We start from the raw sequence: 25223 nt of genomic DNA on the forward strand, positions 1-25223 counted from the left end.
GGCCTGGTCCGGGGCCCCGATCGCCAGGGCGACGGTGCGGCGCATGTGGCGGCGGAACCGGGCGACGGCCTGCGGGTCGTCGACGCCGTGCCGGTGGCCGTCGGTGTCCAGGACGCCGCCGTTGCCGAACCCGTGGGTGCACCAGACGACCGTCCACACGACGTAGTCGACGTCGACGTCGTCGGGGACGACCTTGCGGGCGGCCTCGGTGACCATCTGCATCAGCGGCCGGACGTACTGCTCCTCGAGGTGGACGACGTCGCTGGCGTCCGACAGCCAGCGGTGCATCCACAGCGCGGGGATCTCCGGCCGCTGCATGCAGAACTCGACGTAGGCGTCGACGAGGGAGAGCAGGCCCTCGGCGTCCGGGGTGATCCGGCTCAGCGCCCCTTCCAGGGCCGTCCGTTCGACCTCGTGGGCACGTTCCATCACGGCGAGGTACAGATCGCGCTTGCCGCCGACGTGGTAGGCGACGGTGGCGACGTTGAGCCCGGCCGCCTCGGCGATCATGCGGGTGGACGTCCCGTCGTAGCCGAGCGCCGCGAACAGCCGGGTGGCGGCTTCCAGGATCCGTTCTCGACCCGATTCGCTACTGGCCATAGCCTCAAGCTAGGTGCTGCCCCCGGCCCCGGTCAATCGTTTGATTGATCGCCGGGCGGCTCGCTGAGCCACACGGTGAGCACCATCTCCATCTCCAGCCGCGCCTCCGGGTCGTACAGTCTCTCGCCGAAAAGCTCCTCCAGTTGGTGCAGCCGGTACCGGACGGTCTGCGGGTGGACGTGCAGGCGGTGCGCGACCTCGGTGGCGTTGAACCCGTTCTGCAGGCAGGACAGCAGCGTCCGCATGAGCCGCTCCCGGTGCCGGGGCCGGACCTCGCGCAGCGGCGCGAGCCGTAGGCCGGCGACCGCCCGCACCAGTTCCTCGTCCTTGAACACCACCAGCGCCGGCATGTGGTCGGCGCAGCGGATCAGCCGGTCGGACGGCAGGATGCCGCGGCGCGCGAGCGGCAGCGCGTCCCGCGCCCAGCGCAGCGACTTCGCCGCGTCCTCGGTGCGGACGGTGGGCCCGAGCGCGGCGACCCAGTCGCGCAGCGCCGCCTCCAGCATCCGGCCCCGGCCGGGGCCCTCCGGGTCGGGGACGAGCAGGCACGGCTCGCGGCGGTCGACGTCGGCGAGCACGTCCGGCGGCAGCGACGGGTGCGAGAACGGCTGCCGGCCCCGCTCGTACAGGACGACCGCGGCGACGGTGCGGGGGACGCGCCACTGCGCGAGCCGGGCGAGGTCGGCGACGGCCCGCGCGGCGGCGGGCGGCTCGGCGAGCAGCAGGTCCAGCAGCCGGCGGCGGCGGTGCTCCAGTTCGCCGGCCTCCTGCGCGCGGGCCTTGGTGTAGCCCTCGGTCGCGGCGCGGGCGATCTCGTCCAGGAACGCGAAGATCGCCTCGGCGATGCTGGCGAGGGTGCGGCGGGAGATGTTGTACCGCTCGGACTCGGCGGCGAGCCGCCGCCAGGCGACGCGGGCGCCGAGCCGCAGCGAGGTCTGCAGGATGTCCAGGCTGCGGCCCTCCCGGGCCTCGGCCCAGCCGATCTCCCGGTAAACGGCGGCGACCGGCTCCCAGGAACTGTCCGGGTCCATGATCAGGTCGACGAACTGGCGGAGCGCGCCCTCGACGGCGAGCCGGACCAGCCGCGCGTACTCCTCGTCCTGCGGGCGGGAGTACTCGGGGATCCCGGCGAGGATCTCCTCGATCATCTCCTCGGCGAGCGCCTCCAGATGGGGCCGGAAGACGGTGGACAGCTCGCTCGGCACGCCGGCCCAGGGCTTCAGCGGGGAGCGGTCCTCAAGCGTCGTGGTCACCGTTCGCACCTCCCGACTCGGAAGCTACCGACGGCGGGCCGGAGTGGCTGCACGACCGGCTACGCATTGCGGGGCCGCGCTTGTCAGCGGATTGACAACCGGGCCTGACTGCTCAGGCGCGGCGGGCGGCCGGCCCGGCGAAGACCGCGCCGGCGCCGAGCCCGAGGTAGATCAGGCCGGTCGCGTACCGCTGCCGCCGCCGGAACGCGGGACGGGTCCGCAGCCAGCCGCCGATCGACCCGGCGGCGACCGCGTACCCGAGGTCGGCGACGAGGCCGATCAGCACGAGGACCAGCCCCATCACGGCGATCTGCAGCGGCACGGCGCCCGCGTCCCGGTCGACGAACTGGGGCAGGAACGCCAGGAAGAACAGCACGACCTTCGGGTTCAGGACGTTCACCAGCGCGCCGTCCAGGTAGACGCGGCCGATCGGGCGCGGCCGGAGCCGCGTCTCGGCCGGGTCGTCGCCGCCGCGGAACGTCCGGTAGGCGAGGTAGAGCAGGTAGGCGGCGCCCGCGTAGCGCAGGAACCCGAACGCGGTCGCGGAGGCGGCGACGACGGCGGACAGCCCGGCCGCGGCGGCGGCGATGTGGACGAGCGTGCCGGTCTCGACGCCGAGCGCGGACGCGACCCCGGCGCGGCGGCCCTCGCCGATGCTGCGCGCGGTGATGTAGAGGTGGTTCGGGCCGGGGACGGCGACCAGCGCCAGCGCGGCCAGCATGAACAGCGGCAGATTCGTCACGGCAGCACGTTAGGAGCCGTGGTGGTCCTGCTTCCAGGGCCAATCAGCCCGCGAGAATGTGGACCAATCAGCTGGGCGCGGCGGCGGAGAGCGCGCCGGCCAGCACCAGGCGCCCGGCCGTCCGGACCATGGTGGCGACGTCCTCGACGGGCTGCCGCAGCGACGCGAGGCTGATCAGCCCGGCGAGCAGGATGTGCCCGAGGACGAGCTCGACGTCCTCCCGCTCGGGCACCGGGTCGCCGATCGCCGCCGACAGCCGGTCGCGCAGGTACTGGAACAGGATGGTGCGGGCGTCGTCGACGCTGGAGTCGTCCGAGGTCACCGCCTGGATGATGGCGGACGTGAGGGTCGGCTCCTGCGCCGCGACGTAGACGATGCGCTCCAGCAGCGCGGTGAGCCGCTCCAGCTGGGTGTCGCCGACCGCGAGCGCGTCGATGTCGTCGGTGACATGGTGCGCCCAGGCCGCGGCGACCTCGGTGAGCAGGTGGTCCTTGGTGGCGAAATAGCGGTAGACGGTGGCGCGGGCGACCCCGGCCCGGTCCGCCACGTCGTGCATGGTGACGGCGGGGTAGCCGCCCTCGAGCGCCAGCTCCCTCGCCGAGTCGATCAGCCGCTCGCGCCGTGCCTGCTGGTCCTTGCTCAGCGTCCGCGTCACGGTGAACCGAACGTCGCCGCTCAAAACGCCTCCTCGCTGTGGCCGCCCCCATTGTTCCGCACATTGGTCCTGAACGCGTGCACCAAGGTCCTTCGTTCCCTTTACCGCCCGCGTCCGCCGGGTCACCATAGACCTAGCACTTGCTTGGGTGAGACGTTAGTCTCGACTCGCGTCTTTCCGGCTGCCGGGCGCATGCCGCACTCCCCACGAGCCCCCTGTCCGCAGCGTTTTCCGAGGAGTGAGCCATGGACATCGACCTTCTCGACGGCGAGATGTACGCCACCGACCCCTGGTCCGTCTACGCGCGCCTGCGCGCCGAGTCCCCGGTCTACCACGACGCGGAGAACGGCCTCTGGGGCGTGTCCCGGCACGCCGACGTGTTCGCCGTCGAGCGCAACCCCCGCGTCTGGACGAACTCCGGCGGGTACCGCCCGCAACTGCCGTCCGACCCGTCCATGATCGGGCAGGACGACCCGGAGCACGCGCACCGCCGCCGCATGGTCTACCAGCGCTTCACGCCGCGCGGCGTCGCCCGCTACGAGGAGCGGATCCGCGCCACCGCCGTCGACTGCATCACCGCGGCGCTGGACGCGGGCACCGTGGACGCCGTCCCGGCACTGGCCGCTCCCCTGCCCGCCCGCGTCATCGGCTGGCTCCTCGGCTTCCCCGAGGACGCGTGGCCGCAGCTCGTCCACTGGTCGGCGACGGCCGTCTACGCGGGCGGCGGGCAGCGCTACATCACCGACGACGCGACGATCGCCGCCGGGGAGTACGCCCTCGCCGTCCTCGACATGGCCAAGGACCGCCGCGCCCGCCCCACCGACGACCTGCTGTCCATCTGGTCGAACGCGGGCCCCGACCAGCCCGCCTACGACGACGAGCACCTCGCCCACGAGGCGCTGCTCCTGCTGGTCGGCGGCGCCGAGACGACCCGCACCGTCATCGCGACCGCGCTGGACGCGCTGATCCGGCACCCGGACCAGTGGCGGCGGCTGCGGGACGACCCGTCCCTCATCCCGAACGCCGTCGAGGAGTTCGTCCGCTGGACGACCCCGATCCTCAACATGTGCCGGGTCGCCGCGACCGACGCCGAGATCGCCGGAGTGACGATCCCGGCGGGCGAGCAGATCCTGCTCATGTACGGCTCCGCGAACCGCGACGAGGCCGTCTTCGACGACCCGGACGTCTTCGACGTGGCGCGCCGCCCCGGCGACCACATCGCCTTCGGCCTCGGCCCCCATTTCTGCCTCGGCGCGTCCCTGGCCCGGCTCGAACTGCAGATCTTCTTCGAGGAGTTCGTCGCCCGCGTCGCCACCGCCGAATGGGCCGACGACGAGGGCCCCCGGATCCTCCGGAACGCCTTCGTCCGCGGCGTCACCGAATTCCCCATCACCCTCACCCCGCGCTGACCCCGGCGGGCGGGTCAGCGGCGGCGGGCGAAGCGGTCGCGGACCTCCCAGGAGAAGACGATCGAGCTGAGCGCCGTGCCGAGGAGGCCGGAGGCGGTGAGGAGCCGCCCCGCACCGCCGGACGGGAGGAACAGGCCGGCGGCGGTCACCGTCAGGCAGACCAGGATCGTCGCGGACGCGTACTTGGCGATCGCGGTGACGCGGCGCCGGAAGCTCCAGTCCGGCAGGGAGATCTGCGCCAGCGACCGCGGCCGGTAGCGCTGCAGGTAGGCCGCGAGCGCCCGGCAAGCCAGGGCCGTGTAGTACGCCTGGGCCTGCTGAGCGCCGTTGTAAAGGGGCTGCTCGGTGGGCCAGCTCCCGGTGCGGGTGATCTGCCGGGACATCAGCCAGCGCACCGCGCCGTGCACGACCGGCCGCAGCTCCGGGTCGCTGCTGAGCACGTCCGACCGCGAGCAGTTCAGGACGAAGTAGCTCGTCTCGGCCACCGAGCCGTTGAGGTGGTGGCAGCCGTTGTTCTCGCGGAGGGACCGGGCGACCTTCTCGCGGTCCAGCATCGCCGGGTCGGCGGCGCCGGCCCGCTCCAGCGCGGCGAACGCCCACACCGCCGGGGTGACGTCGACGTCCCCCATGGCCAGCAGGTCGCGGACCTGGTCGACGTACCGCTCGTCGCCGTCCGTGCCCTGGCCGAGGTTGGCCAGGCAGTCCAGCAGGAACGCGGGGTAGTTGAGGCGGCGGTCCAGCCGCACGCCGTCGTCGATCGCCGTCCGGACGGCCCGGAGATCGTGCTCGATCAGGGCTTCGGGGACCCCGGAACGGTAGAGCTCCGAAAGGGGGCCGAGCCGCCAGAAGTAATGGCTGCTGCCCGCCGCGAGTTCCGGCCGCATGAGCCAGGCCATGGCGCGCCGGACCGCGGTGTGGTCGCCCTCGAAACCGCAGGCCGCGAACGCGCGCACCCCGTGGGCGGTGGCCGAGAGGCGGGAAAGGCCCTCGGCGTCCGACCAGTGCCCGTCCTGTTCTTGATCGCGTTCGAGCCAGAGCAGTCCGCGCCTTATCGCCGACGCCACCTCGTCCATGGGTCTCCAGAACCTGTCCGTTCCTGCGGCGGAAAGCCACAAGGCTAGCGGGGCGCAGGGCACGCGTTCGATTAATCGGGACTTCGGGCGGATGGGCGCGTTCGCGCGTCCGGAAAGTGCCGCCGGGCCTGCTGGAATCCGGTTGCGAAGACACGCGGGAGAGACAAACCACAAAAGCGAAATATGCCGACCAAATACTCATTTCTTTGGCCAGAATCGGACCTGATCAGGTCAGCGGGCGGGCCTCTCACGCAGCCGACGATGGCGAATTGCCGTCGAGGAAGCCCGTTTCTCCGACCTCCGCGCGCGATGCCGAAGGACGCGGCGACACCAGCCCCAAGGGCGACCGCCCGGCTTCGTGCACGAGGGCCACTGACCTGGGGCGCCGGGCGTCCGGAGAGGTTCTGTCACAAACGGACCGGGCATCTCGTCACTCTTCGTGGAACCGGAACCCGATGAGGAGAGTGATGGTCATGCGCGTGTTCGTGGCAGGTGGAACGGGGGTCCTGGGCCGGCGGCTGGTGCCGCGGCTGCTGGAACGCGGCCACCAGGTGACGGCCACGGCGACGAGCGCCGCCAAGCTGGACCTGCTGGCGGAGATGGGGGCCGAGGGCGTCGTGATGGACGGCCTCGACGCCGGATCCGTCAACGCGGCGGTGGCCGGCGCGCGGCCGGACGTGATCGTCCACCAGATGACCGCGATCTCCGTGGCGCACGCCGGCAAGGCCGACATGAAGCACATGGACCGGTGGTTCGCCGGGACGAACCGGCTCCGCACCGTGGGCACCGACAACCTGCTGGCCGCCGCCGAGGCGGCCGGCGTCTCCCATGTCGTCGCGCAGAGCTACGGCGCCTGGAACGGCGTCCACGAAGGCGGCTGGGTGAAGACCGAGGACGACCCGCTGGACCCGATGACCGGGACGCCCGCGGAGCCGGGCATGGCGGCGATCCGCCACGTCGAGGAGGCGGTCGGCAAGGTCGGCGGCGCCGTCCTGCGCTACGGCTGGTTCTACGGGCCGGGGGCCATGGACGACCTGGTCGAGCCGGTCCGCAAGCGGCAGTTCCCGGTCGTCGGCGGCGGGCGCGGGCACTGCTCCTGGCTGCATCTGGACGACGCGGCGAGCGCGACCGTGCTCGCCGTCGAGCAGCAGGCCCGCGGCGTGTTCGCCATCGTGGACGACGAACCGGCCCCGGCCGCCGAATGGCTCCCCCACCTCGCCGAGTGCGCGGGGGCGAAGCGGCCGATGCGCGTCCCCGCCTGGCTGGCCCGTCCGCTCGCGGGCGACGTGGCGGTCATGGTGATGACCGAGGGCCGCGGCTTCTCCAACGCCAAGGCCAAGCGGGAACTCGGCTGGGAACTGCGCTACCCGTCCTGGCGCCAGGGCTTCAAAGAGGAACTCGCCTAGGACTCCGGACGCAGGTCGCGGAAATCGGCGCACCGGACGACGCGGCCCGGGCGGCCGTCGAAGATGTTCAGCTCCGCCTGTTCGATGCCGGGGATCGCCTGGGCGGTGCAGGCGATCTGCGCCTGCCATAGGCGTGGCCAATCCCGGGGCCGGATCGTCGTCTGCAGCGCCACCGTGACGGTGCCGGACCCGCCTGTTCCGCCGGTGTCCGGCCGGACCCCGCGCGCATCGGTCCCGCGCAGGGCCGGGTCGGACAGGTCCGCGACCATCCCGATACCGGGCAGTGTGCTGCTGAGTCCCGCCTTGCGTTCGCCGTCGGTGACGCCGTGGCCGAGCTGCCAGAGCGGCATCAGCGGCGCTCCCGGCAAGCCGGGCCGGGCCACCGGCACGAGCTTCCCGTCCCCGATGACGTAGATGGTGTTGTTGACGACCGGGCCCTGCGCGGTGGGGAGCGGTCCGACCCTCGTGGTGCCGGTCGGCTGGACGCCGCAGCCGCACAGCATGGCCAGCGCCGCGAGGAGCGTGAGGTTGAGCAGCGTGAGCGCGGTCCTTCCGCTCATGGCCTTCCTTCCATGGGCAGCCAGAGGGTGAACACCGCGCCCCCATCAGGTCCGGCGGACGCCTCCAGCGTCCCGCCGTGGAGCAGTGCGTTCTCCTGAGCGATCGCGAGGCCCAGCCCGCTGCCCTCGCTCCGCGAGCGAGCCGCTTCGGCCTTGACGAACCGGTCGAAGATCAGCGGCAGCAGCTCGCCGGGGATGCCCGGCCCCGCGTCCGCGACCGACATCCGGAACCCGGCCACGCCGTCGCGCCGCGCTCGGCCGGCCTCCAGGCGCACCGGCGGCCGCCCGTGCCGGAAGGCGTTGCCGACGAGGTTGGCCACGATGACGTCGAACCGGCGCGGGTCCACCCGCACGACCAGGTCGCCGGGGACCGCGACCTCGACCCGGCCGGACCAGCCGCGCGCATCGAGGGTGGCCGCGACGGCGTCGGCCACGACCACGTCGTCCGGTGCGAGCGCGGCGGCGCCCGCGTCGAACCGGCTGATCTCGATCAGGTGCTCCACCAGCGTGCCGAGCCGCCGCGTCTCGGCCACCACCAGCCGCGCCGCCGTCGGGTCCGGGTCGGTCTCCAGCACGTCGGTGAGCGCGGTCATCGTGGTGAGGGGGGGTGCGCAGTTCGTGCGAGACGTCCGCCACGAACCGGCGCGCCGCCGCTTCGACGGCGCGAAGCTCGGTCACCGTGGTCTCCAGGGCGACCGCCGCGTGGTTGAACGTGCGGGCCAGATCGGCCAGCTCGTCCCGCCCCCGGACCTGTACCCGCGTCGCCAGTTCGCCCGCGGCGAGCGCCCGCGCCCCCGCGCCGAGGCGTCGCAGCGGGCGCAGCAGCCCGTGCGCGGCCGCCAGCGCGAGGCCCAGCCCGAACAGCAGCGCGGCGGCGTCCGCCGTGACCATCGCCCGGGTGAACGACCGCAGGTCGGCGGCCTCCCGGTCCAGGCTGACGCTGACCAGGACGAGCGGCGGTGCGGCGCGCCCCGCGTCGGACTTGCGGTATTCGGCCACCGACGTCCCGACCAGGAGGTACAGCGCTCCCGCGTGCCGCACGCGCCGGACGACCATGGCCCGTTCGGCGCGCGAGGCGAACGACGCCGGCACCGGCACGTGCAGGCAGCCGTGCGGGGGCGAGGACGCCGGCCGGTTCAGCGGGGGCGACACCACGCAGGCGCGCTGGCGACCGTCGGCGCTGCGCAGCGCCGACTGGAGGTTCGTCGCCAGCGCCCGGTCCGCGCCCACCGGTATCCGCATCGGCACCAGCTGCGCGACGGTCTGCCGGACCTGCGTCGTCACGGCGTTCTCGGTGCGTTCGAGCATCGCGTCGCGCATCAGCGCGTACCCGACGCCGGACGCCAGGGCCGAGGCCAGCAGCGCGACGGCGGCGAACGCGGCCACCGTCCGCATCCGCAGGCTCGTCATGCCGGCGGACCGCCCGCCGCGTAGAGATCACTCAGCACCTGGGCAGTATGCAGCGGACCATGATCGTGCAGCGGCAATGTCTCGAAATCCGGACATCCGGGGGGCGACGGCTTAGGCGGCTATTCGACTCGGTCGAGGAAGGCCAGGACGCGTTCGGTGAGCAGGGCGGCGGAAGGCGCGTCATAGGACGGGAGGCCGTTGTCGGCGAAAATGTGCTCCGTACCGGGATAGAGGAAGAGTTCGGCGTCGTCGGCCGCCTCCACGAGCGCGCGGGCGGCGTCCAGGTCGCCGTCCTCGACGAAGATCTCGTCGGCCTCCATCGCGTGGACCTGCACCGGGACGCCCGCCGGCCACGAGCCGCCGAACTCGGAGACCGGCACGCACGAATGGAACAGCAGCGCGCCCTTGGCCCCCGGACGCGTCTGCGCCAGCAGTTGCGCCGGCAGGACGCCGAGCGAGAAGCCCGCGTGGACGAGTTCACCGGGAAGGCCGTCGGCGATGGCGTTCGCGCGGTCGGCGAACGTGTCGAAGAACCCGGCGTCCTGCGCGTACGCCATGCCGTCCGCGAGGCCCTCGAAGACCCGTCCCTCGTAGAGGTCGGGGACGTGGACGGTGTGCCCGGCCTGCCGGAGAACGTCGGCGAACGCCTCGACACCGTCCGTCAGCCCGTGCGCGTGATGGAACAACAAAACCTCGGCCATCCGCCGCATCATGCCATTGACGGCGCGTCGTCACTACGGCGGAGCGGCCTTTCCTCGGTTCGGCTCGAACGGCGGCCGCCGTCCAAGCCGAACCGGGCTCCGGTCAGGCGGAACGGCTCTTGGACACCGTGCGCGCCCCCAGCCAGGCGGCGTAGACGGCGGTGCCGACGAGGCCGGCCTTGCGCGTCTTGTCGACGGCCAGGGCCACGCCCAGGGCGAGTTCGGTGGCGCCGTTCCGCTTGATCCACGCCTGGGTGTCCTGGGGGAACGGCAGCCGGGAGATCGGCTCGAACGCCTTGGGCGCGGCGAAATGCGCGGCTCCGGTGGCGGCGAGGACGATGCCGGCGGCGCGGAGAAGGGCCATGAGGGGATTTCCTTTCAACCGGTGAATTCGTAGTCGTCGAGGTCGAACGTCCGGCTGCGGCGCAGCACGTGGAACCCGGACTGCGGACGGACGTAAGGTGCGTCGCCGTGCCGGTCGAAGTAATAGGAATTGGCCCGCGCGCAGCTCGGCTGGGCGAGGATGGTGCCCTTCATGCGGTCCCGCATCCGGGCGGTGAATTCGTCGTGCGGGCGGCGCCTGACCACCATGCGGGCCGCCCGGCGCCGGCGCGCCTCCGCGACGCAGCGCACGATGTGGGTGCTGCCCGCCTCGATGATCGAGAACCAGGACGCGCCGGTCACCGTGTACGGGCCGTTCATGAGCCAGAAGTTGGGGGCGAGGGGCGAGGCGACGCCCTCGTAGGTCTGGTAGCGGTGCTCGTCCCAGTGGGCGCCCAGCTCGGTGCCGCCCAGGCCGACGACCGGGAACGCGGGCATCGCACCGATCTGCAGGGTCTTGAAGCCCGTGGCCAGGACCAGGGTGTCGATCGGCCGCTCGCGTCCGTCCCGTGTCACGATCCCGTGCTCGGTGACGCGCTCGATCGGGTCGGTGACCAGCTCGACGTCGTCGCGCATGAACGTGGGGAAGTAGCGGTTGGAGAACGAGGGCCGCTTGCACCCGAAGCCGTAGCGTGGCGTCAGGGCGCGCCGGAGCCGGCGGTCGGGCACCTGGCGGCGCAGGTGCGCGCGGCAGATCAGCTCGGTGCCGCGCACCAGGAACGGCACCTTGCCGTAGTGCACGATGCCCAGCACCATGATCACTTCGGACCCGACCGTGGTGACCAGCCGGGCGAGCGACTGGACCGGCGGCACCGCCCGGAACAGCGCGCGCACCCCGCGCGGGACCGTGAAGTCGATCTTCGGGAACACCCAGATCGGCGTGCGCTGGTAGACGTCCAGATGCGCGGCGACGGGCGCGATCTCGGGGATGACCTGGAGCCCGGACGCACCGGTGCCGATCACCGCGACCCGCTTCCCGCGCAGGTCGTGGCCGTGGTCCCAGCGGGCGGTGTGGACGATCTTCCCGGCGAACGTCTCGATGCCGGGGATGTCCGGGTTCTTGGGCTGGTCGAGCGGCCCGACGGCGCCGATCAGGAACCGCGCGACGATCTCGCCGCGATCGGTGTGGACGCGCCACACGTCGGCGTCCTCGTCGAAGACCGCCCGCTCGACCTTGGTACCGAGTCGCAGATGCGGCCGCAGCCGGTACTTGTCGGCGCAGTGCTCGGCATAGGCGCGCACTTCCGCGCCGGGCGCGAACGCCCGCGTCCAGGACGGGTTCGGCTCGAACGAATAGCAGTACGTGGTGGACGGAATGTCGACGGCGACACCCGGATAGGTGTTGTGCCGCCACACGCCGCCGACGCTGTCCGCCGCGTCCAGGATGACGAAGTCGCGCACGCCCTTCTGCCGCAGCCGGATGCCGACGCACAGCCCGGAGAAACCGGCGCCGACGATGACCACCTCGTGGTCGGGCTCCATCCGGCGCCACCTCCCCAGCCGAGATACCGACGGTATTTAGAAGTTGGACGAGGTGTCAATACACTCGTGCAGAACCGCCGTCGCCGCGCAGATACCGTCGGTATCCGAGCGCTCACGCCCCTACGATGGCGGAATGGCACGACTGACCAGGGCGGAGAGCCAGGCGCGCACCCGCGAACTGCTGATCGCCACGGCCCGGCGGCTGTTCCTGCGTGACGGGTATCACGCGACCACGCTGGAGAAGGTCGCCGAGGCCGCGTCCTTTTCCAAGGGCGCCGTCTACTCCAACTTCGGCACCAAGGACGAGCTGTGCCGGACGGTCATCGACGCCATCAGGGCCGAGCAGGTGCAGGCCATCACGGACGCCTTCCTCGGCGAGGGCTCCGACGAGGACCGCCTCGCCGTCTTCGAGGCGTGGGCCGAACGCACGATCGGCGACCCCGGCTGGACGCTGCTGGAGGCCGAGTTCGCCATCCACGCCACCCGCCGCGACCCGGAGCTGCGCGCCGAGGTCGCGGCCGGCGGCCGCAGCTGGGCCGGGGCCCTCCGCCTCCTGCTGGAAGAGGAGGCCGGGCGGCGCGATCGCCCGCTCCCCCTGCCCGCCGACGAACTGGCCGACGCCCTCCTCAGCCTCGGCATCGGCCTCGGCCTGCGCCGCGCGGTCGACCCGGCCCTCTCCCCGCACGCCCTGACGAACATGATCCGCCTGCTGCTCGCCCACCCGACCTGATCTAGCGGCCGTCGTCGGGGAGGAAGGACGCGAGGGCCCGGCGATTGCGCTGGAGGCCGTCGATGCGTCCGTCCAGGGCGGCGAGCTCCCGGTCGAGGAGGTCGCGGATGTCCGCGCACCAGTCGAACTCCGGCCCGTCGCCCCGGGTGCAGGGGAGCACCTGCCGGATGATGTCGGTGGACAGGCCCGCGTCCAGCAGGACGCGGATCTTCCGCACGGTGGTCACGGAGTCCTCGCCGTAGTGCCGGTACCCGTTCGCGCCGCGCGCGGCGTCGAGGAGGCCCTGCTCCTCGTAGTAGCGCAGCAGCCGCGCACTGACACCGGTACGCCGGGCCAACTCCCCGATCAGCATGTCACCGTCCCAGGTTGACCTTCTCACCGATGTGAAGCCCTAACGTCGTCCCGCGAAAGCTCATTCCGCCTGATGGAGGCACTCATGGCCTTTTACACCGTCCAGCGCAATGGCCTCGCGGCCACCGCCGATGATCTGGCGCCGCTGGCCTTCGCGGGTCACGCCCACTTCACCGCCATGCAGGTACGCGGCGGCGAGGTCCGCGGCCTCGACCTCCACTTGGAACGGCTGCGGTCCGCCTCGGCGGAACTGTACGGCCGCGCATTGCCCGACGACCGGATCCGTTCCCTTCTGCGGACGGCACTGGCAGCGAGCCCCGCAGACGTCTCGCTGACCGCCACCGTCTACTCGGCGCCCGGCGAATTCACCGCGGACGACACGACGGAACTCGACGTCCTGGTCCGAACCGGCCCGCCCGCGTCCGGCCCGGCAGGACCGCTCGCACTGACAACGGTCGAGTACGAACGGCCCGTGCCCGCCGTGAAGCACGTCGGCGAGGTGGCCAAGACGTACTACATGCGCAGGGCCGTCCGGGACGGCTTCGACGACGCCGCGTTCATCGACCGCCGGGGCCGGTTCAGCGAGGCGACGATCTGGAACCTGGCCTTCTGGGACGGAGACTCGGTCGTATGGCCCGACGCCGAGATGCTGACCGGAACGACGATGGGAATCGTCCGCCGCCAACTGACCCGATTGGACGTCCCTCAGCGCACGCAGGAAATCACCCTCGCCGACCTGCCCGCCCTCGCCGGCGCCGTCGTCATGAACTCATGGACGCCAGGCGTGGCCGTCCACCGGATCGACGCCCTTCCCATACCGGAAGCACCGCGCTTCCTGGAACTACTCCACCGGGCATACGACGCGGAACCATTCACGAAGCCCTGAAACTGCTGGGCGCCGCCGTCGTCTACCTCGGCCTGGTGGTACCACCGGTAATCGATTCGCTGAACAGCCGGTGAGCTACGGCTGGAGTGCCAGATCGCGCTGATACCAGGTGCCCGGCTTACCGCCGAGGTCGGCCGGGTCTGCCGGGCCCACCGCGACGAACCCGGCGTTGGCCAGCACCCTCGACGAGCACATGGAAGGCACCGCTCCCGGCCTCCCGCTCGGCCAGCAGTGCCCTGTGTTGCTCAGCGAACCGATCGAAGTACTCGTCACCACGGTCGGAGATCGAGGCGGCGAAGTAGGCGCGGTTCTCCACCTCGAAGGCCAGGACCGCCGAGGCATGGTCAGCGTGCAGCCGCTGCATCTCGGGCACCCGCCCGACTGTACCCAGCCGAAACATTGAGGGCACCTGATTACCCGACCGACAGTCAGGGCCCACAACAACCTACAACTGGGCCACTGGGTCGATAGGCCATGATTGGCGCTGAGGCGATCGGCTGTCGGAGGAGTGCCGTTGAGCAAGACAGTTCCGGTGATCTCCGGTGACGCGATGTTCTGGGCTTATGACGTGGCCGTCGGGGTTCTCTTCATTGAAGCGGCGCGCGTCGGGGCGGAGGCACCGGCGGACGAACGGCCGGCATGGTGGCCGGAGCTGGAGCAGGATCTCCGTACGCACGCGGTGGTGGGCAGCAGTTTCGCAGTCCTGCTGGACGACTTCGGCGAGGACCGCCGACAGATGTTCCTGCACTGCGTGGTGGAGGCAGCTCGCCGGATCGAGGCCCGCGGCGGCATAGACAGAGCCGAGGTCTCGACCTGGCCCGAGTTGGAGGAGAGCGCGGCCAGTTTTCTGCGCGGTGCAGAGCACATCGACGCAGCGCCGCTAGTCGAGCTGGCAGCGGCGCTGGTCGATCTGGCCGCCGGTACTCTCCCACCCGCTCCGGCTGGGCGAACCTGGTACTACGGAACCCCAGAAGGCCGGATCACACTAAGCGCCGCCCCACCTGAAGACCCTAATAAGCATTAGCGAGGCCGCAGGAGTCACCAAATCGCGACTACAAGCACGCCATGGCCGTTCCCAGATCATGATGCGAGAGCGGGCGCCGGGTCTTTTTGGGAACGTGTGCGGGCTCGGACGAGCCAATGCGCGACGACCAGGAGGATAGCGCCGACCGGATACCAGATGACATCGGTGAGGTCGAACTGGGCTCCCAGCAACTGGCGTGCGAACCAACTGCGTTCGGACACAGCCCCGGGTATTGGGGTGAGCTGCGAGAACTCGATGAACCAGCAGTATGCGACCACGACGCCACCGGCGGTCAGCGGGAGGATCGACGGCCTGACGAAGATCACTATCGTATAGACGATGGCGGCGGAGAAGGCGGCACCGGAGTACTGCTCGATGGGCCCGTCCATCAGGGCGCGGATCAGGTAGGCCGCGCCTGCAAGGCCGACCGCCGACACAACCATCAGCAGCCGAGTCCAGCGCGCTGTCAGCGACATCGCGCAATCATAACGCCGACGCAGAGCACATCAACGCGCCTCAGGTAGAACTGCCCTGATGCACTCAAGATTTCTTGAGAGCCTCAGCAAGGCCCCGAAAGTCGCCACGACTTACCACGATCTTGGGGCCGGCAGTGTCTCTGCTGTCGCGGATTGCAACCATGTCCCCGTTGGCCGCCACCTCGATACAAGCATCTCCAGACTCGTTGCTGCGAGAAGCCTTGCGCCACACCGTGCCGGTCGAAGACGTCCTCATAGGTTCTCCCCAGTAGAGAGACCGCTAGAAGTTCAAGCCCTTGATCGCCTCGGCCAGGAGCCGGAAATCAGCGCTGCTCACGAAGATTTTGGGGCCACTCGGGTCCTTGCTGTCTCGGACAACTACAACGCCCGAGGCGGATGCCAGTTCAATGCATTGGTCTCCGTCATCGTGACTGCGGGAGGCCTTGCGCCAGGTTGCTCCACTCAGGTCCATCTTTCTTCAATCACCTTCCTGATCAGTGCCCGCGAGTCCTCGGTGTTAAGTGACTGCGCATTCAACGTGTGCATCACTTCGCTGATCTTCGCAAGTTCTGACGGATCACGCGTCGTTTCACCTCCTGTAGCTTTGACGATGTAGGCGATCTCACTTCTGTCGCCCTGGGTCGCGATGGTGAATGAGGCTCGCACGCCTCGGTAATAGCGTGTCCTGGCGATCTGCAGGAAGATGCCTTCCCGAAGAGACAGCTCGATCAGGTACTCGAGTTGCTCGCGCATGACCTCCTTGGAACCGACCTGACGGGACAAGACGCTCTCCTCCATCACCACGCTGATCATGGGGCGGGGCGTTCTAGCCAAAAGCGCCTGACGCTTCATCCGGGTAGCTACCGCGTCCTCGCTGACCAGTAGGACACGAGCATACGCCTCAGTCTGAAACAGCCCATAGACCAGATAGTTCTCATACACCCGCAACTGGTCAGCTGACGCCTCGGCCTTCGGGAACGCCACGAAGTGGGACGGGTACCTGACCTGCTTGATCTGCTCCAGAAGGTCGTCCCAGGCCTGGACGATCTCGCCTCCGGCGTTGAGGACCTCGTCGACGCGTTCGGCGAAGTCTCGGCGGCACTTCGTCCGGCCGCACTCGACATGGCTGATGTAGGACCGCGCGACGCTGACGAGGTCCGCCAGTTGGCCCTGCTTCAGGCCGGCAGCCTCGCGAGCCCGCTTGACCACCATCCCGAAGCCCGCCAGCTCGGAGTCGATCTTCGGCCGGGCGCCACCGGATGCGGACATGGCTGCTCTCCTCACAGATGCTAGTAGCGAGCTAATAGCTGCTACTCGAATGTGGGCACTGAACGACTCTCCTGAATTTTACGGCGCCACATGACTGGATGGTGGTTGTTCGATTACTCAGGGTGATAGTGGCGGGTTCTTCCGGTTTGAGGGATTGGCCCGTTCGCGATCGGCCTTCGTCCAGGCTGGAGGGGATTACCGGTGCCAGCGGTCATGCTTGTGCCAGAGACACCGCCGCTCATTCTGGAGCCGTGCGACGAGGCGCCCGCGAAAGCGCGGCGCTACCTCATCGACCGGTTCCGCGAACTCGGGCACGCCGACGACTTCGTCGGGCGGCTCGTGGTTACCGAGTTGGTTACCAACAGCTACAGGCACGTCGGGACGGGGCACATCGTCGTCCGCGTCTTCGCGGACGTGCGCGAGCCGCTCACCGTCATCGAGGTCTGGGACCAGAGCCGGTCCCTCCCGGTCGTCCAGGGCGAGGACCACTACGCCGAAGGCGGGCGCGGCCTGCTGCTGATGGCCGAACTCGTCCACGACTGGGGCGTCCGGCCGCTCAACGAGGAGGGCAAGGTCGTATGGGCCCGCTGCGCCCGCTGAACACCCCGGCGGGCCGCCACCTGCTGCGGTGGCGGACCCGTCTGGGACGCTCCACCGCCATCCGCGACCTCGACCTGCTCGCCGTCGCCCTCCAGGCCAGGAGCTACCGGTTCGTCAAGCTCTACCAGGCCGACGAGTTCCCCGGCCGTCCGCCGCTGCTGTGGGTCTTCGCGTTCGGGTTGGACGATCACGTGCGCGTGGCGGTGGGCGTCCAGGCCGTGCGCGGGGGCGGTTGGGCCTACTACGAGGCCGGACGCGGCGGGCGCGGGTACCTCTCGCCCTGCGGTGACACCGAGCGCGCCGCCGATCAGGTCGACGGCCTGCTCAAGCACCGCATGTTCCCGTCCACCTGGTGACCGCCGTCAGGGCGTGGGCGGCGATGTCATCTTGCGTAGGCGGATCGTGGCGAGGAGCAGGAGGCCCCAGCCGACTGCTTCGCACAGCAACTGGACGGCCATGTGAATGCTGAAGGCACCCGCGAAGGATGTCCCAGTCCCTTGCAGGACGTTCAGGAATAGGGTCGTCAGGGAGCCGGTGAGGGTTCCGGCGGCGAGGACGATGTACGCGGCGCCGGGCATCCTGCCCTCGCCCCGGCGAGCGGTCAGCAGCACGATTCCGCCTGCGAGGATCGCGATGCCGCAGGCGACGCCCACGAGTGTGTCGGCCAGGAGGAAGATGCCTTCCATCAGTGTGCTCCCGTCAGGTCGGTGGCGCGGGGTGCCGGGCGGAGGCGGCGGAGCCGGCCGAGGAGGCCGGCGAAGATCAGAGCGAGGCCGGCGACTCCCGCGACGTTGCTGAGGATGTCGACTGCGCCGGTCACGGCAACGGCCGTGGACGTGTCGTCCGTGTCGAGGGTCAGCCAGCCGGCCATCGGGGCGCAGACGGAGAGGGCCGCCGCCGCGATCTTGCAGCCGAAGCCGGACGCCAGCAGGGCCCCGGTGCGCGGGGCGGTGCGGCGCAGCTTCAGCGCCACCACCAGGCCGGCGACTGCCAATACGACGTGGACGAATATCCAGACAAGCCCCAATGCCCCGAGGACTGCCGCTTCCATGATCGCCTCCTGTTCCCGCCCGGTTCCGGAACGTGCTCGAACCCCCTATGACGATCATGAGTCGGGCGGGGTTCGGACGTCCGTGCCGTCGCTGTGGGCCGCCCGGAATGCGGCACTATGCTGATCTTCCTCATGTGGAACGCCATCGCGCAGAGCGGCATGGAGCTGGGCGGCCGGTACCTGCTGGAGAGGCTCATCGGCCGGGGCGGCATGGGCGAGGTCTGGCAGGGGACCGACCGGCGCCTGCGCCGCCCGGTGGCCGTGAAGGTCCTCTCCCCGGACGCGGCGACGGGCGACACGGCGGTAGCGCGGCTGCGCCGCGAGGCGGAGGCCGCGGGAGCGCTGCAGCATCCGGCCATCACCGTCGTGTTCGACGTCGGCGAGGAACCGCTCCCGGACGTCCCCGGCGGCCGCCTGGTCTACCTGGTGATGGAGCTCCTGGACGGCCGGGACCTGCGCACCGTCCTCGGCGTCGCGCCCGGCGGGCTGCCCGTCCCGCAGGCGGTGTCGCTGGCCGCGCAGGTCGCCGACGGGCTCGCCGCCGCGCACGCGCGCGGGGTGGTGCACCGCGACGTCAAGCCCGCCAACCTCTTCGTGCTGCCCGACGGCCGGGTCAAGATCTGCGACTTCGGCATCGCCCGGCTGGTCGACGGCACGCGGCTGACCATGGACGGCAGCACGATCGGGACGCCCCATTACATGGCGCCCGAGCAGTTCGGCGGTGAGGCCGGCCATCGCGCCGACCTGTACTCGCTGGGCTGCGTCCTGTACGAGCTCCTGACCGGCACACCGCCGTTCAGCGCCGAGGGCGGCATGGCCAGGCTGATGTACCAGCACCTCAACACGGCGCCCGCACCCCTGCCCGATTCGGTGCCCGCAGACGTGCGCGCCCTGGTCGCCGAACTGCTCGCCAAGGACGCGGCGGACCGTCCGGCCGACGCCGCGACCGTGGCCCGGAGACTGCGCGGCGGGGAGCCGGAGGCGTCGTCTCAACGGCTCCCAGCACCGCAGCACACGCCGACGGCATGGCAGGTTCCGGCCCGGCCGGCCGGCGGGGCGACTCGGGTCGACGCCCGCGGTGGACGGCGCGGTGGGCGCGGCCTGAAGATCGCGGTCGCCGCCGGGGCCGCCGTGCTGGTCGCGGCGGCGGGCGTCGCGTTCGCCCTCTCGGTGAACGGCGCGGAAGCGGGAGGAGACGGGAAGCCCTCATCGCCCCCTGCCGTGGCCGACCGGGGCGCCGCCGTGCCGACCGTCGACGGCTGGCACGTGATCACCTCCGCCGAGCGCGGGGTGGCCTACGACGTGCCTCCCACCTGGACGCCGGGCGCCGCCGGCTACGAGATGGCCTACTTCGACGACGCGACCGAGAAACCGATCATCGGGGCGGCGAGCGTCGCCTACATCAAGCAGGAGACCGGGGACGGCAACGGCTGCTACCTCGCCCTCGCCGGCGTCCGCGGCGGCAGCGGCGGGATCGTCGACGCCGCGCCGGGGCAGGCCGGCGCGCTGGCCGCGGAGGCGGGCAGGCAGGCGCGGCAGTGGGCCGTGGGCGCGTTCAGTGTGGGGGGCGTCCCTCCCGTGCTGGACGCGGGGACGTCCCGCACCCTGACCCTGACCGGCGGCGTCCGGGCGCAGGTCCACTCGTTCACGGTCCGGTCGGTGGCGGGCGCCGACTCGTGCAACGCGACCAGGCCCGGGGCGCGCGTCCATGTCCTGACGGCCGCCTCGCGGGTTCCGGGACGCGACGGCGGGCCGTTCGCGTTCTCCGTCCTCACCGGGCCGGACATCCGGTTCGCCGAGCAGGACGTGGTCGAGAAGATCCTCCGGAGCGTCCGCTCCACGAAGTGAGGCCGGCAGACACCAGGGTTCGGGTACAGCCCGTCCGGGCTTCCGGCGGAAGGGTGGAAGGCCGGACGGGCTGATATTCGGACGTGCCGCCCATGACGGGCTGCGCGCCGCGATCAGATTAGGCCACGTCATCGGGGACGGTTCTCGCGGGTCCGGGCCGACCGGTGCGGGGCCCTGTCGCGGCGAAAAGCCATGCCCCGCTGATGGCGATCAGCGGGGCATGACCTTGGCTCTGGTGTTCGTCGCCGCCGTGTCGGCGAGATGGGCCGATCGGGCGGCTCCTGCGGCCTTAGGACGGCCTCGTGAACCGGGTTACGGCTGGATCTGCGGAGCGGCCTGGTCCTGCGGGGCCATCTGTCCCTGGTCCTGCGGGGCCGCCTGGTCCTGCGGGGCGGCCTGGTCCTGCGGAGCCATCTGGCCCTGGTCCTGCGGAGCGGCCTGGTCCTGCGGGGCCGCCTGGTCCTGCTGCGGGGCGGCCTCCGGGGCCTCCGGGGCAGCGCTCAGCTGCTCGGGCGCGGCCTGCTCCTGCGCCTCGCCCTGGTCCTGCGGCTGGGCGGCCTCCGGCTGGGCGGCGGCGCCCTCCTGGGGCGCGGCCTCCTCCTGCGGCGCGGCCTCGCCCTGCTGCGGCGCGGCCTCCTCAGCCTGCTCCGCGGCCTCCGGCTGGGCGGCCTCCGGCTGGGCGGCGGCGTCCTGCGCCTCGGCCTTCTCGCCGCCCTTGCCGTCCACCTTCACGGAGTCCTGCTCCGCGCCCTCGACCTCGATGACGACGGGGCCGGTCTTCTTGCCGTGGACGTGCGGCTTGATGTCGCCGGTCTTGACGGGCTTGTTCCCGAGCTTCGGCGACGCGTGGGGCGACTTCTCGATCTCGGCGTAGTTCAGGTCGCCGGGACCGTTCTCCACGATGTAGCGAGGCTTGATGTAGATGTGGACCTCCTGCGGCGGCCCGGCTTCCGCCGAGGCCGCGGGAACGGCCAGGAGGCTGCCCCCGACGGCCAGTGCGACGACTGCCGCCGCACGAGCTATGCGTTTCATTCCATTTCCCCCTTTTTTGTGAACCTGGTTCGCGTACCGCGAACGCTTGTTGATCATAACAAGACGATTACGCGGAACTGAATACGGGGGGTCGATAATTCTCGGAGACCCGCCACCCGCAAAACCGACTTGCCGTCAGTTTGCAGATCGACAGTAATGCCGGATTTCCAGGTCACCGGGTTCGATGTCCGGGCCGTGTGAGGCCGCGCGCCGGCATCCGGCGGGGTCCCGGCCCTCCGGCGCGACGGAAGAAGGACCCTTGCGCGGGCCTGTCCGCGGTGGCGTCGCCGATGCCCGCAGGCACCTGATGCGGGTTCTCCGATCTCCTGCCGATACCGCGCGGCCGTGGCCTGCCCCCTGTCCGGCGAGCATCGCCTGCGCCCTGACCTTCCGCAGGTCAACGCCCCGGGAGGGCCTGACCGCGGCGCGGTTCGGCACTCCCAGGTAGCCGAGGAGCTCTGGCGGCTGCGCGGGCGGGGCCCGGCCCGGGACGGTGCCGAACACCCCCGTCCACAGGCTGAGGAGACCGCCCCAGGGGACCGTCACGGTGTAGCCGGCGGCGACCTTGAACTCGGTGCCGAGACTCCAGGACCTCCGGGTCACCGGCGCCGCGGCATGCGCCTCGACGCGTCCCCCGGTCAGCGATATCGGCCTGGATCTGAACCGGGTACGGAAATTGCCCGTCTTGGCGTCCATATAGCCCCGCATCACGCCATTCCGGGAAAGCGTCAGGCCGAAGTCGGGCGGCCTGAGGACGTGCAGTCTCCCGCTCATGGAGGCCCGCGCCTCGAAAGCGAGACCGGCGTCGGGCCGGCCCACTGCCGAGCCCACGGAAAAGGAGCCTCCCACCCCGGCGCCGCCTTCGAAAGTGAAAGCAATACCGTCCCGGGTGAATGAACTCGCCACGCCGCCGCCAAGGCCACGGTAAAGGCTCACCTTGAAAACGAAGCCGTCCCCGTCCAAGGGTATGGAAAAGGCGTGCCGGGGGACGTGGTCGCGATCGCCGGCGTGCCGGCCGTGCGGCGCGGGCCGTCTGCCGAAGAACGGGACCCGCGGCGGCCCGGGGCCGTCCGTCATCCAGGAGCAGGACGGGTCGGCGGCGCAGCCGCAGGCGCTACCGGGGGCCGTGCGCGACCCGAGGACGATCGCCATCGCCGCGGCGGCCAGGACCACCGCGGACACCGTGACGATCCGGACATGCCCGCTCCGCCATGCCTGCTCCATGATTCCTCAGCCCGCACACCTGATTCACCCGCACAGAACAGCAGCATCATAACGATGTGTAGGCAAATGAATACATAAAGTGACTATCGCCGTCTTTAAGCAGCCATGGCGGCGTCCACCGGGACATACCGGCGGACGCCGCCATGGGCGCCGGCCCGCCGGCCGGGCCCTCCGGCGGAAGGAGGAGGGCCCGGCGAGCGGGGCCGCGGATCAGGCCACGTCGAGTTCGCGGCGCCGCTCGGCCCACTGGAGCGAGTGCCGGATGGCGTCCTCGACGGTGTAGTCGGGCTTCCAGGAGAGGACGTCCCACGCCTTGGCCGGGTCGACGTAGGCGCCGACGACGTCGCCGGGGCGGGCCGGGGCGTCCTCGGCGGCGAAGCCGTCGCCGACGACCTCGCGGAAGGCGGCGACCAGCTCGCGGACGGTGGTGCCGTCGCCCGTCCCGAGGTTGATCACCTCGTAGCGGGAGTGGTCCCCGACCGGCGGGACGATCGCGTCGAACCGGGTCGCGGCCTCGCAGAAGGCGCGGGCGATGTCCCAGACGTGGATGTAGTCGCGGATCGCGGTGCCGTCCCGGGTCTCCCAGTCCACCCCGGTGATCTTGAACGGGACGCCCTGCGCGTAGCACTCGATCATCTTGCCGAGGGCGTGCGTCGGCTTGCTGTTCTGCAGGCCGGTGCGCAGCCGCGGGTCGGCGCCGATCGGGTTGAGGTAGCGCAGCGAGATGACGCGGAAGTCGTAGGCCCTGCAGAAGTCCTGCAGGAGGAGCTCCGCCATCATCTTCGAGCGGGTGTAGGGGTTCTGCGGGTCGAGGACCGAGGTCTCGGTGACCGACAGGTCGGGCTCGGGACGGTACATCCCGGCGGTGGACGCGAAGATCATCCGGTCCCGGCCGTTGCGCACGAGATGGCCGGCGAGGTCGAGGGTCTTGGACAGGTTGACCCGGTAGTAGCGCAGCGGGTCGGCCATCGAGTCGGGCACCACGATCAGCGCGGCGCAGTGGACGGTCGCGATGATGTCGGGGTGGTCGCGGAAGATCCGGTCGACCAGGTCCCCGTCGCCGATGTCCCCCTGGTAGAAGATCTTCCCGGCGGTGAACTCCGAGCGGCCGGTGACGAGGCTGTCGAGCACGACGGGCGTGATGCCGCGCTCGGCGAAGGCGGAGGCGATCGTGCTGCCGATGAACCCGGCTCCCCCAGTGATCAGCACTTTCATGTGGCGTCCCCTGCGGCCAGTGCGTCCCCTGAAATGTCACGCACAGGATCCGCAGGCGGTCGCGGACGGTCAATGTCCCGCACGCAAGGTGACCGGGTCCGGACGCGGGTGAACCGGGCGGCCGGACGTGGCGTCCGCGCGCGGTCCCTCCGGCGGCGGTCCCGCCCGCCGCGAGTACAGCGTTTGCAGGATCCGCCGGGCGCGCGCAGCGGTCATCGTCGGTGGATGGAACCGATCCGCGTCCTCATCGTGGACGATCACGCGCTGTTCGCCGAGGCCCTCGCGGCCCGGCTGGGGCGCGAACCCGACCTGGTGATCCTGCCGATCGCCGACGACGTGCGGCGCGCGCTCGCGCTGACCGCCACCGAGCGCCCCCGGGTGCTCGTCCTCGACCTGATGCTCGGCCACGAGAGCGGGCTGGACGTGCTGGACCGGCTCCGCGCGGACCACCCGGACGTGCGGGTCGTGGTGCTGACCGCGGTGAGCGACCTGGACGCGATGGTGCGGGCCGTCCGGCTCGGCGCGGTGGGATGGCTGGAGAAGACCGAGAGCGCCGAGCTGGTCGCGCGGGTGATCCGGTCGGCGGCGCGGCGCGGCGGATGGATCCCGCCGGACCTGCTCGGCGACCTGCTGCGCGTGCTCGTCCGGGACGGCGGGGAGCCGGGCGGGGAGCCGCTGGCGGAGCTGACGCCGCGCGAGCGCGAGGTCCTGCAGTGCATGGTGGACGGGCTCGGCCGCGGCGAGATCGCCGAGCGGCTCGGGCTGTCGGCCAACACCGTCCGGACGCACACGCAGAACCTGCTGGCCAAGCTCGGGCTGCACTCGGCGCTGGAGGCGATCACGCTGGCGATGCGCGCCGGCATGCGCCCCGGCGGCTGACCGCGCCCGGCCTCCGCGCCACCGGTCGCCACTGGTGCAAAAGGCGTAGTCCGGGGTCGTCTTTTGCGCGATTGCCCCGCCGTGCCCCCTTCCTACGCTCGCCGTGACGAAGCCGGAGGGGAAGATCGTGGAGATCGATGAGGTCGCGGCGCGGGTCATGCGCAGCTACTGGGCGCTGCTGCTGGTCATGACGGTCGTCCCGCTGGTGCTGGTGGGCCTGGTGATGAGCGGGCAGGAGCCGCCGTCGGTCGCGAAGTCGCGGCTGCAGGCGAGCAGCCGCGCCACCGACGCGGCGCCCGGCGACGCGGGCGTGTCGATCGTGGTCAGCCAGGTGAAGGCGTTCGCGACCACGGAGAACCTGCTGAGCGAGGTGCTGCGGAGCCGGCGGGTGGACCGGTCGACCGCGAAGACCGCCAAGGCGATCGAGGTGACCGGGCTCGGCACGTCCACGATCGTCGAGCTGTCGGTGAAGGACCGGGACCCGGACGTCGCGCGGCGGCTCGCGGACGCGATCGGCGCCGCCGTCGTCAAGGAGATCAACGAGTCCAACCAGGGCTCGATCCAGGGCCAGATGGACACGATCGACAAGCGCGTCCGGGAGCTGGAGCGGCGGCTCGGGCCGCTGTCGCGGCGGGCGAACGCGCAGCCGAACCCCGACATCGACGCGATGAACGAGCGGGAGCGGGTGCAGGCGGAGCTGACCGACCTGCGGGCGAACCGCTCGGACCTGCAGACGCAGCTGTCGACGGCGGGCACGGCGTCGGTGGTGCAGCCGGCGGTGCTGGCGCCGCGCACGAACCCGGTGGTCATGATGGCGTCGATCGCCGGCCTGGTCGGGCTGATCGGCGGGATCCTGATCGCGGTGGTGACGGAGATGGCCCGTCCCACGATCCCGGGGCAGCGGCGGGTGGCGCGGCGGCTCGGAGTGCCGCTGCTCGGATGGGCCGACCGGGGGCCGGGCGGGCT

31 protein-coding genes and 1 pseudogene are annotated in these 25223 nt (G+C 71.1%); 10 read left to right on the top strand and 22 right to left on the bottom strand.

Features of this window, described 5'->3' with window-relative positions; genetic code table 11:
- The 4 genes from ETD96_RS13325 to ETD96_RS13340 all read right to left on the bottom strand — a co-directional run.
- Positions 1–600: TetR/AcrR family transcriptional regulator (locus tag ETD96_RS13325; RefSeq protein ID WP_138636642.1), on the bottom strand; the 600-nt coding region annotated here is incomplete at its 3' end.
- A gap of 32 nt (positions 601–632) precedes the next feature.
- On the bottom strand, positions 633–1853 hold the full coding sequence (locus tag ETD96_RS13330; RefSeq protein ID WP_240807593.1) for a PucR family transcriptional regulator: 1221 nt from the start codon (positions 1851–1853) through the stop codon (positions 633–635).
- A gap of 112 nt (positions 1854–1965) precedes the next feature.
- Positions 1966–2595, bottom strand: coding sequence for a LysE family translocator (locus tag ETD96_RS13335; protein ID WP_205719241.1), 630 nt, complete (start codon positions 2593–2595; stop codon positions 1966–1968).
- Between the two features lie 67 nt (positions 2596–2662).
- The gene (locus tag ETD96_RS13340; protein WP_138636644.1) at positions 2663–3274 is read right to left on the bottom strand and encodes a TetR/AcrR family transcriptional regulator; all 612 of its coding nucleotides are present in this window, start codon (positions 3272–3274) and stop codon (positions 2663–2665) included.
- Positions 3275–3495: 221 nt separating this feature from the next.
- On the opposite strand from ETD96_RS13340, the gene ETD96_RS13345 reads away from it, so the two are divergent.
- Complete coding sequence (locus ETD96_RS13345) at positions 3496–4659, top strand: cytochrome P450 (RefSeq protein ID WP_138636645.1); 1164 nt, start codon at positions 3496–3498, stop codon at positions 4657–4659.
- 14 nt (positions 4660–4673) lie between these two features.
- Here the strand turns inward: ETD96_RS13345 and ETD96_RS13350 are convergent, their stop codons facing one another.
- Entirely contained in the window at positions 4674–5732 is a 1059-nt protein-coding gene (locus ETD96_RS13350) for a prenyltransferase/squalene oxidase repeat-containing protein (protein WP_138636646.1), read from the bottom strand.
- A 473-nt stretch (positions 5733–6205) separates the two neighbouring features.
- Here ETD96_RS13350 and ETD96_RS13355 point away from each other — a divergent pair, with 473 nt between their 5' ends.
- The gene (locus ETD96_RS13355) at positions 6206–7138 is read left to right on the top strand and encodes an NAD-dependent epimerase/dehydratase family protein (RefSeq protein ID WP_138636647.1); all 933 of its coding nucleotides are present in this window, start codon (positions 6206–6208) and stop codon (positions 7136–7138) included.
- Here ETD96_RS13355 and ETD96_RS13360 read toward each other — a convergent pair.
- The 6 genes and pseudogenes from ETD96_RS13360 to ETD96_RS13385 form a co-directional block, all read right to left on the bottom strand.
- Positions 7135–7698, bottom strand: coding sequence for a hypothetical protein (locus tag ETD96_RS13360; RefSeq protein WP_138636648.1), 564 nt, complete (start codon positions 7696–7698; stop codon positions 7135–7137). The two genes, ETD96_RS13355 and ETD96_RS13360, sit on opposite strands and share 4 nt — an antisense overlap.
- A complete protein-coding gene (locus tag ETD96_RS13365; protein WP_138636649.1) occupies positions 7695–8291 on the bottom strand; it encodes a sensor histidine kinase in 597 nt (198 codons plus the stop codon). Before ETD96_RS13365 ends, ETD96_RS13360 begins: the two co-directional genes overlap by 4 nt.
- Before the next feature lie 151 nt (positions 8292–8442).
- Positions 8443–9108, bottom strand: a pseudogene (locus tag ETD96_RS48085) (hypothetical protein); the annotation flags it as partial.
- A gap of 119 nt (positions 9109–9227) precedes the next feature.
- Positions 9228–9809 (bottom strand): dienelactone hydrolase family protein, encoded by a 582-nt coding sequence (locus ETD96_RS13375; protein WP_138636650.1) that lies wholly within the window; start codon positions 9807–9809, stop codon positions 9228–9230.
- Positions 9810–9912: 103 nt separating this feature from the next.
- Positions 9913–10173: a hypothetical protein gene (locus ETD96_RS13380; protein WP_138636651.1), complete on the bottom strand. Its 261-nt coding sequence runs from the start codon at positions 10171–10173 to the stop codon at positions 9913–9915.
- 14 nt (positions 10174–10187) lie between these two features.
- A complete protein-coding gene (locus tag ETD96_RS13385) occupies positions 10188–11672 on the bottom strand; it encodes a flavin-containing monooxygenase (protein ID WP_138636652.1) in 1485 nt (494 codons plus the stop codon).
- 133 nt (positions 11673–11805) lie between these two features.
- On the opposite strand from ETD96_RS13385, the gene ETD96_RS13390 reads away from it, so the two are divergent.
- Complete coding sequence (locus ETD96_RS13390; protein WP_138636653.1) at positions 11806–12402, top strand: TetR/AcrR family transcriptional regulator; 597 nt, start codon at positions 11806–11808, stop codon at positions 12400–12402.
- 1 nt (position 12403) lies between these two features.
- Here the strand turns inward: ETD96_RS13390 and ETD96_RS13395 are convergent, their stop codons facing one another.
- Positions 12404–12754 (bottom strand): MerR family transcriptional regulator, encoded by a 351-nt coding sequence (locus ETD96_RS13395; RefSeq protein WP_138636654.1) that lies wholly within the window; start codon positions 12752–12754, stop codon positions 12404–12406.
- A gap of 84 nt (positions 12755–12838) precedes the next feature.
- Between ETD96_RS13395 and ETD96_RS13400 the strand changes: the two genes are divergently transcribed.
- Complete coding sequence (locus tag ETD96_RS13400) at positions 12839–13639, top strand: aminotransferase class IV family protein (RefSeq protein WP_138636655.1); 801 nt, start codon at positions 12839–12841, stop codon at positions 13637–13639.
- Positions 13640–13757: 118 nt separating this feature from the next.
- Here ETD96_RS13400 and ETD96_RS13405 read toward each other — a convergent pair whose 3' ends face one another.
- Positions 13758–14012, bottom strand: a complete 255-nt coding sequence (locus ETD96_RS13405; protein WP_205719242.1) for a hypothetical protein — start codon at positions 14010–14012, stop codon at positions 13758–13760.
- 141 nt (positions 14013–14153) lie between these two features.
- Here ETD96_RS13405 and ETD96_RS13410 point away from each other — a divergent pair, with 141 nt between their 5' ends.
- Positions 14154–14663, top strand: coding sequence for a hypothetical protein (locus ETD96_RS13410; RefSeq protein WP_138636656.1), 510 nt, complete (start codon positions 14154–14156; stop codon positions 14661–14663).
- Between the two features lie 56 nt (positions 14664–14719).
- On the opposite strand, the gene ETD96_RS13415 is transcribed toward ETD96_RS13410, so the two are convergent.
- From ETD96_RS13415 to ETD96_RS13430, 4 genes are all read right to left on the bottom strand, one after another.
- The gene (locus tag ETD96_RS13415) at positions 14720–15139 is read right to left on the bottom strand and encodes a ribosomal maturation YjgA family protein (RefSeq protein ID WP_138636657.1); all 420 of its coding nucleotides are present in this window, start codon (positions 15137–15139) and stop codon (positions 14720–14722) included.
- A 64-nt stretch (positions 15140–15203) separates the two neighbouring features.
- Positions 15204–15395 carry a DUF397 domain-containing protein gene (locus tag ETD96_RS13420; protein ID WP_138636658.1) on the bottom strand — a complete coding sequence of 64 codons (192 nt, stop codon included), beginning with the start codon at positions 15393–15395 and terminating at the stop codon, positions 15204–15206.
- Between the two features lie 24 nt (positions 15396–15419).
- Positions 15420–15611, bottom strand: coding sequence for a DUF397 domain-containing protein (locus tag ETD96_RS13425; RefSeq protein ID WP_138636659.1), 192 nt, complete (start codon positions 15609–15611; stop codon positions 15420–15422).
- A complete protein-coding gene (locus tag ETD96_RS13430; RefSeq protein WP_138636660.1) occupies positions 15602–16408 on the bottom strand; it encodes a helix-turn-helix domain-containing protein in 807 nt (268 codons plus the stop codon). The genes ETD96_RS13425 and ETD96_RS13430 overlap by 10 nt, the downstream gene beginning before the upstream one ends.
- A gap of 213 nt (positions 16409–16621) precedes the next feature.
- Between ETD96_RS13430 and ETD96_RS13435 the strand changes: the two genes are divergently transcribed.
- Positions 16622–17008, top strand: coding sequence for an ATP-binding protein (locus ETD96_RS13435; protein ID WP_138636661.1), 387 nt, complete (start codon positions 16622–16624; stop codon positions 17006–17008).
- Positions 16987–17364, top strand: coding sequence for a hypothetical protein (locus ETD96_RS13440; protein ID WP_138636662.1), 378 nt, complete (start codon positions 16987–16989; stop codon positions 17362–17364). Before ETD96_RS13435 ends, ETD96_RS13440 begins: the two co-directional genes overlap by 22 nt.
- A 6-nt stretch (positions 17365–17370) precedes the next feature.
- Here ETD96_RS13440 and ETD96_RS13445 read toward each other — a convergent pair whose 3' ends face one another.
- Both ETD96_RS13445 and ETD96_RS13450 read right to left on the bottom strand, forming a co-directional pair.
- The gene (locus ETD96_RS13445) at positions 17371–17694 is read right to left on the bottom strand and encodes a hypothetical protein (RefSeq protein ID WP_138636663.1); all 324 of its coding nucleotides are present in this window, start codon (positions 17692–17694) and stop codon (positions 17371–17373) included.
- Complete coding sequence (locus tag ETD96_RS13450; RefSeq protein WP_138636664.1) at positions 17694–18059, bottom strand: hypothetical protein; 366 nt, start codon at positions 18057–18059, stop codon at positions 17694–17696. The genes ETD96_RS13445 and ETD96_RS13450 overlap by 1 nt, the downstream gene beginning before the upstream one ends.
- Before the next feature lie 117 nt (positions 18060–18176).
- Between ETD96_RS13450 and ETD96_RS13455 the strand changes: the two genes are divergently transcribed.
- A complete protein-coding gene (locus tag ETD96_RS13455) occupies positions 18177–19907 on the top strand; it encodes a serine/threonine-protein kinase (RefSeq protein WP_138636665.1) in 1731 nt (576 codons plus the stop codon).
- Between the two features lie 312 nt (positions 19908–20219).
- Here ETD96_RS13455 and ETD96_RS13460 read toward each other — a convergent pair whose 3' ends face one another.
- The 3 genes from ETD96_RS13460 to galE form a co-directional block, all read right to left on the bottom strand.
- On the bottom strand, positions 20220–20939 hold the full coding sequence (locus ETD96_RS13460; protein ID WP_138636666.1) for a hypothetical protein: 720 nt from the start codon (positions 20937–20939) through the stop codon (positions 20220–20222).
- A 135-nt stretch (positions 20940–21074) separates the two neighbouring features.
- The gene (locus ETD96_RS13465; protein ID WP_138636667.1) at positions 21075–22163 is read right to left on the bottom strand and encodes a hypothetical protein; all 1089 of its coding nucleotides are present in this window, start codon (positions 22161–22163) and stop codon (positions 21075–21077) included.
- A gap of 210 nt (positions 22164–22373) precedes the next feature.
- Complete coding sequence (gene galE, locus ETD96_RS13470; protein WP_138636668.1) at positions 22374–23378, bottom strand: UDP-glucose 4-epimerase GalE; 1005 nt, start codon at positions 23376–23378, stop codon at positions 22374–22376.
- Positions 23379–23603: 225 nt separating this feature from the next.
- On the opposite strand from galE, the gene ETD96_RS13475 reads away from it, so the two are divergent.
- Both ETD96_RS13475 and ETD96_RS13480 read left to right on the top strand, forming a co-directional pair.
- Positions 23604–24257 (top strand): response regulator, encoded by a 654-nt coding sequence (locus ETD96_RS13475; RefSeq protein WP_171069013.1) that lies wholly within the window; start codon positions 23604–23606, stop codon positions 24255–24257.
- Positions 24258–24360: 103 nt separating this feature from the next.
- On the top strand, positions 24361–25223 hold an 863-nt coding region (locus tag ETD96_RS13480; RefSeq protein WP_138636670.1), incomplete at its 3' end, for a YveK family protein.

The sequence above is a fragment of the Actinomadura geliboluensis genome (assembly GCF_005889745.1).
Taxonomy (GTDB): domain Bacteria; phylum Actinomycetota; class Actinomycetes; order Streptosporangiales; family Streptosporangiaceae; genus Spirillospora; species Spirillospora geliboluensis.

Bases quoted from the DNA above. Each gene is read 5' to 3' on its own strand.
- ETD96_RS13400 (WP_138636655.1), top strand. From the start codon at position 12,839: ATGGCCTTTTACACCGTCCAGCGCAATGGCCTCGCGGCCACCGCCGAT.
- ETD96_RS13350 (WP_138636646.1), bottom strand. From the start codon at position 5,732: ATGGACGAGGTGGCGTCGGCGATAAGGCGCGGACTGCTCTGGCTCGAA.
- ETD96_RS13420 (WP_138636658.1), bottom strand. From the start codon at position 15,395: ATGAGGACGTCTTCGACCGGCACGGTGTGGCGCAAGGCTTCTCGCAGC.
- ETD96_RS13430 (WP_138636660.1), bottom strand. From the start codon at position 16,408: ATGTCCGCATCCGGTGGCGCCCGGCCGAAGATCGACTCCGAGCTGGCG.
- ETD96_RS13435 (WP_138636661.1), top strand. From the start codon at position 16,622: ATGCTTGTGCCAGAGACACCGCCGCTCATTCTGGAGCCGTGCGACGAG.
- ETD96_RS13425 (WP_138636659.1), bottom strand. From the start codon at position 15,611: ATGGACCTGAGTGGAGCAACCTGGCGCAAGGCCTCCCGCAGTCACGAT.
- ETD96_RS13450 (WP_138636664.1), bottom strand. From the start codon at position 18,059: ATGGAAGCGGCAGTCCTCGGGGCATTGGGGCTTGTCTGGATATTCGTC.
- ETD96_RS13415 (WP_138636657.1), bottom strand. From the start codon at position 15,139: ATGTCGCTGACAGCGCGCTGGACTCGGCTGCTGATGGTTGTGTCGGCG.
- ETD96_RS13360 (WP_138636648.1), bottom strand. From the start codon at position 7,698: ATGAGCGGAAGGACCGCGCTCACGCTGCTCAACCTCACGCTCCTCGCG.
- ETD96_RS13460 (WP_138636666.1), bottom strand. From the start codon at position 20,939: ATGAAACGCATAGCTCGTGCGGCGGCAGTCGTCGCACTGGCCGTCGGG.
- galE (WP_138636668.1), bottom strand. From the start codon at position 23,378: ATGAAAGTGCTGATCACTGGGGGAGCCGGGTTCATCGGCAGCACGATC.
- ETD96_RS13395 (WP_138636654.1), bottom strand. From the start codon at position 12,754: ATGCTGATCGGGGAGTTGGCCCGGCGTACCGGTGTCAGTGCGCGGCTG.
- ETD96_RS13440 (WP_138636662.1), top strand. From the start codon at position 16,987: ATGGGCCCGCTGCGCCCGCTGAACACCCCGGCGGGCCGCCACCTGCTG.
- ETD96_RS13465 (WP_138636667.1), bottom strand. From the start codon at position 22,163: ATGGAGCAGGCATGGCGGAGCGGGCATGTCCGGATCGTCACGGTGTCC.
- ETD96_RS13390 (WP_138636653.1), top strand. From the start codon at position 11,806: ATGGCACGACTGACCAGGGCGGAGAGCCAGGCGCGCACCCGCGAACTG.
- ETD96_RS13385 (WP_138636652.1), bottom strand. From the start codon at position 11,672: ATGGAGCCCGACCACGAGGTGGTCATCGTCGGCGCCGGTTTCTCCGGG.
- ETD96_RS13455 (WP_138636665.1), top strand. From the start codon at position 18,177: ATGCTGATCTTCCTCATGTGGAACGCCATCGCGCAGAGCGGCATGGAG.
- ETD96_RS13365 (WP_138636649.1), bottom strand. From the start codon at position 8,291: ATGACCGCGCTCACCGACGTGCTGGAGACCGACCCGGACCCGACGGCG.
- ETD96_RS13375 (WP_138636650.1), bottom strand. From the start codon at position 9,809: ATGGCCGAGGTTTTGTTGTTCCATCACGCGCACGGGCTGACGGACGGT.
- ETD96_RS13345 (WP_138636645.1), top strand. From the start codon at position 3,496: ATGGACATCGACCTTCTCGACGGCGAGATGTACGCCACCGACCCCTGG.
- ETD96_RS13380 (WP_138636651.1), bottom strand. From the start codon at position 10,173: ATGGCCCTTCTCCGCGCCGCCGGCATCGTCCTCGCCGCCACCGGAGCC.
- ETD96_RS13355 (WP_138636647.1), top strand. From the start codon at position 6,206: ATGCGCGTGTTCGTGGCAGGTGGAACGGGGGTCCTGGGCCGGCGGCTG.
- ETD96_RS13445 (WP_138636663.1), bottom strand. From the start codon at position 17,694: ATGGAAGGCATCTTCCTCCTGGCCGACACACTCGTGGGCGTCGCCTGC.
- ETD96_RS13475 (WP_171069013.1), top strand. From the start codon at position 23,604: ATGGAACCGATCCGCGTCCTCATCGTGGACGATCACGCGCTGTTCGCC.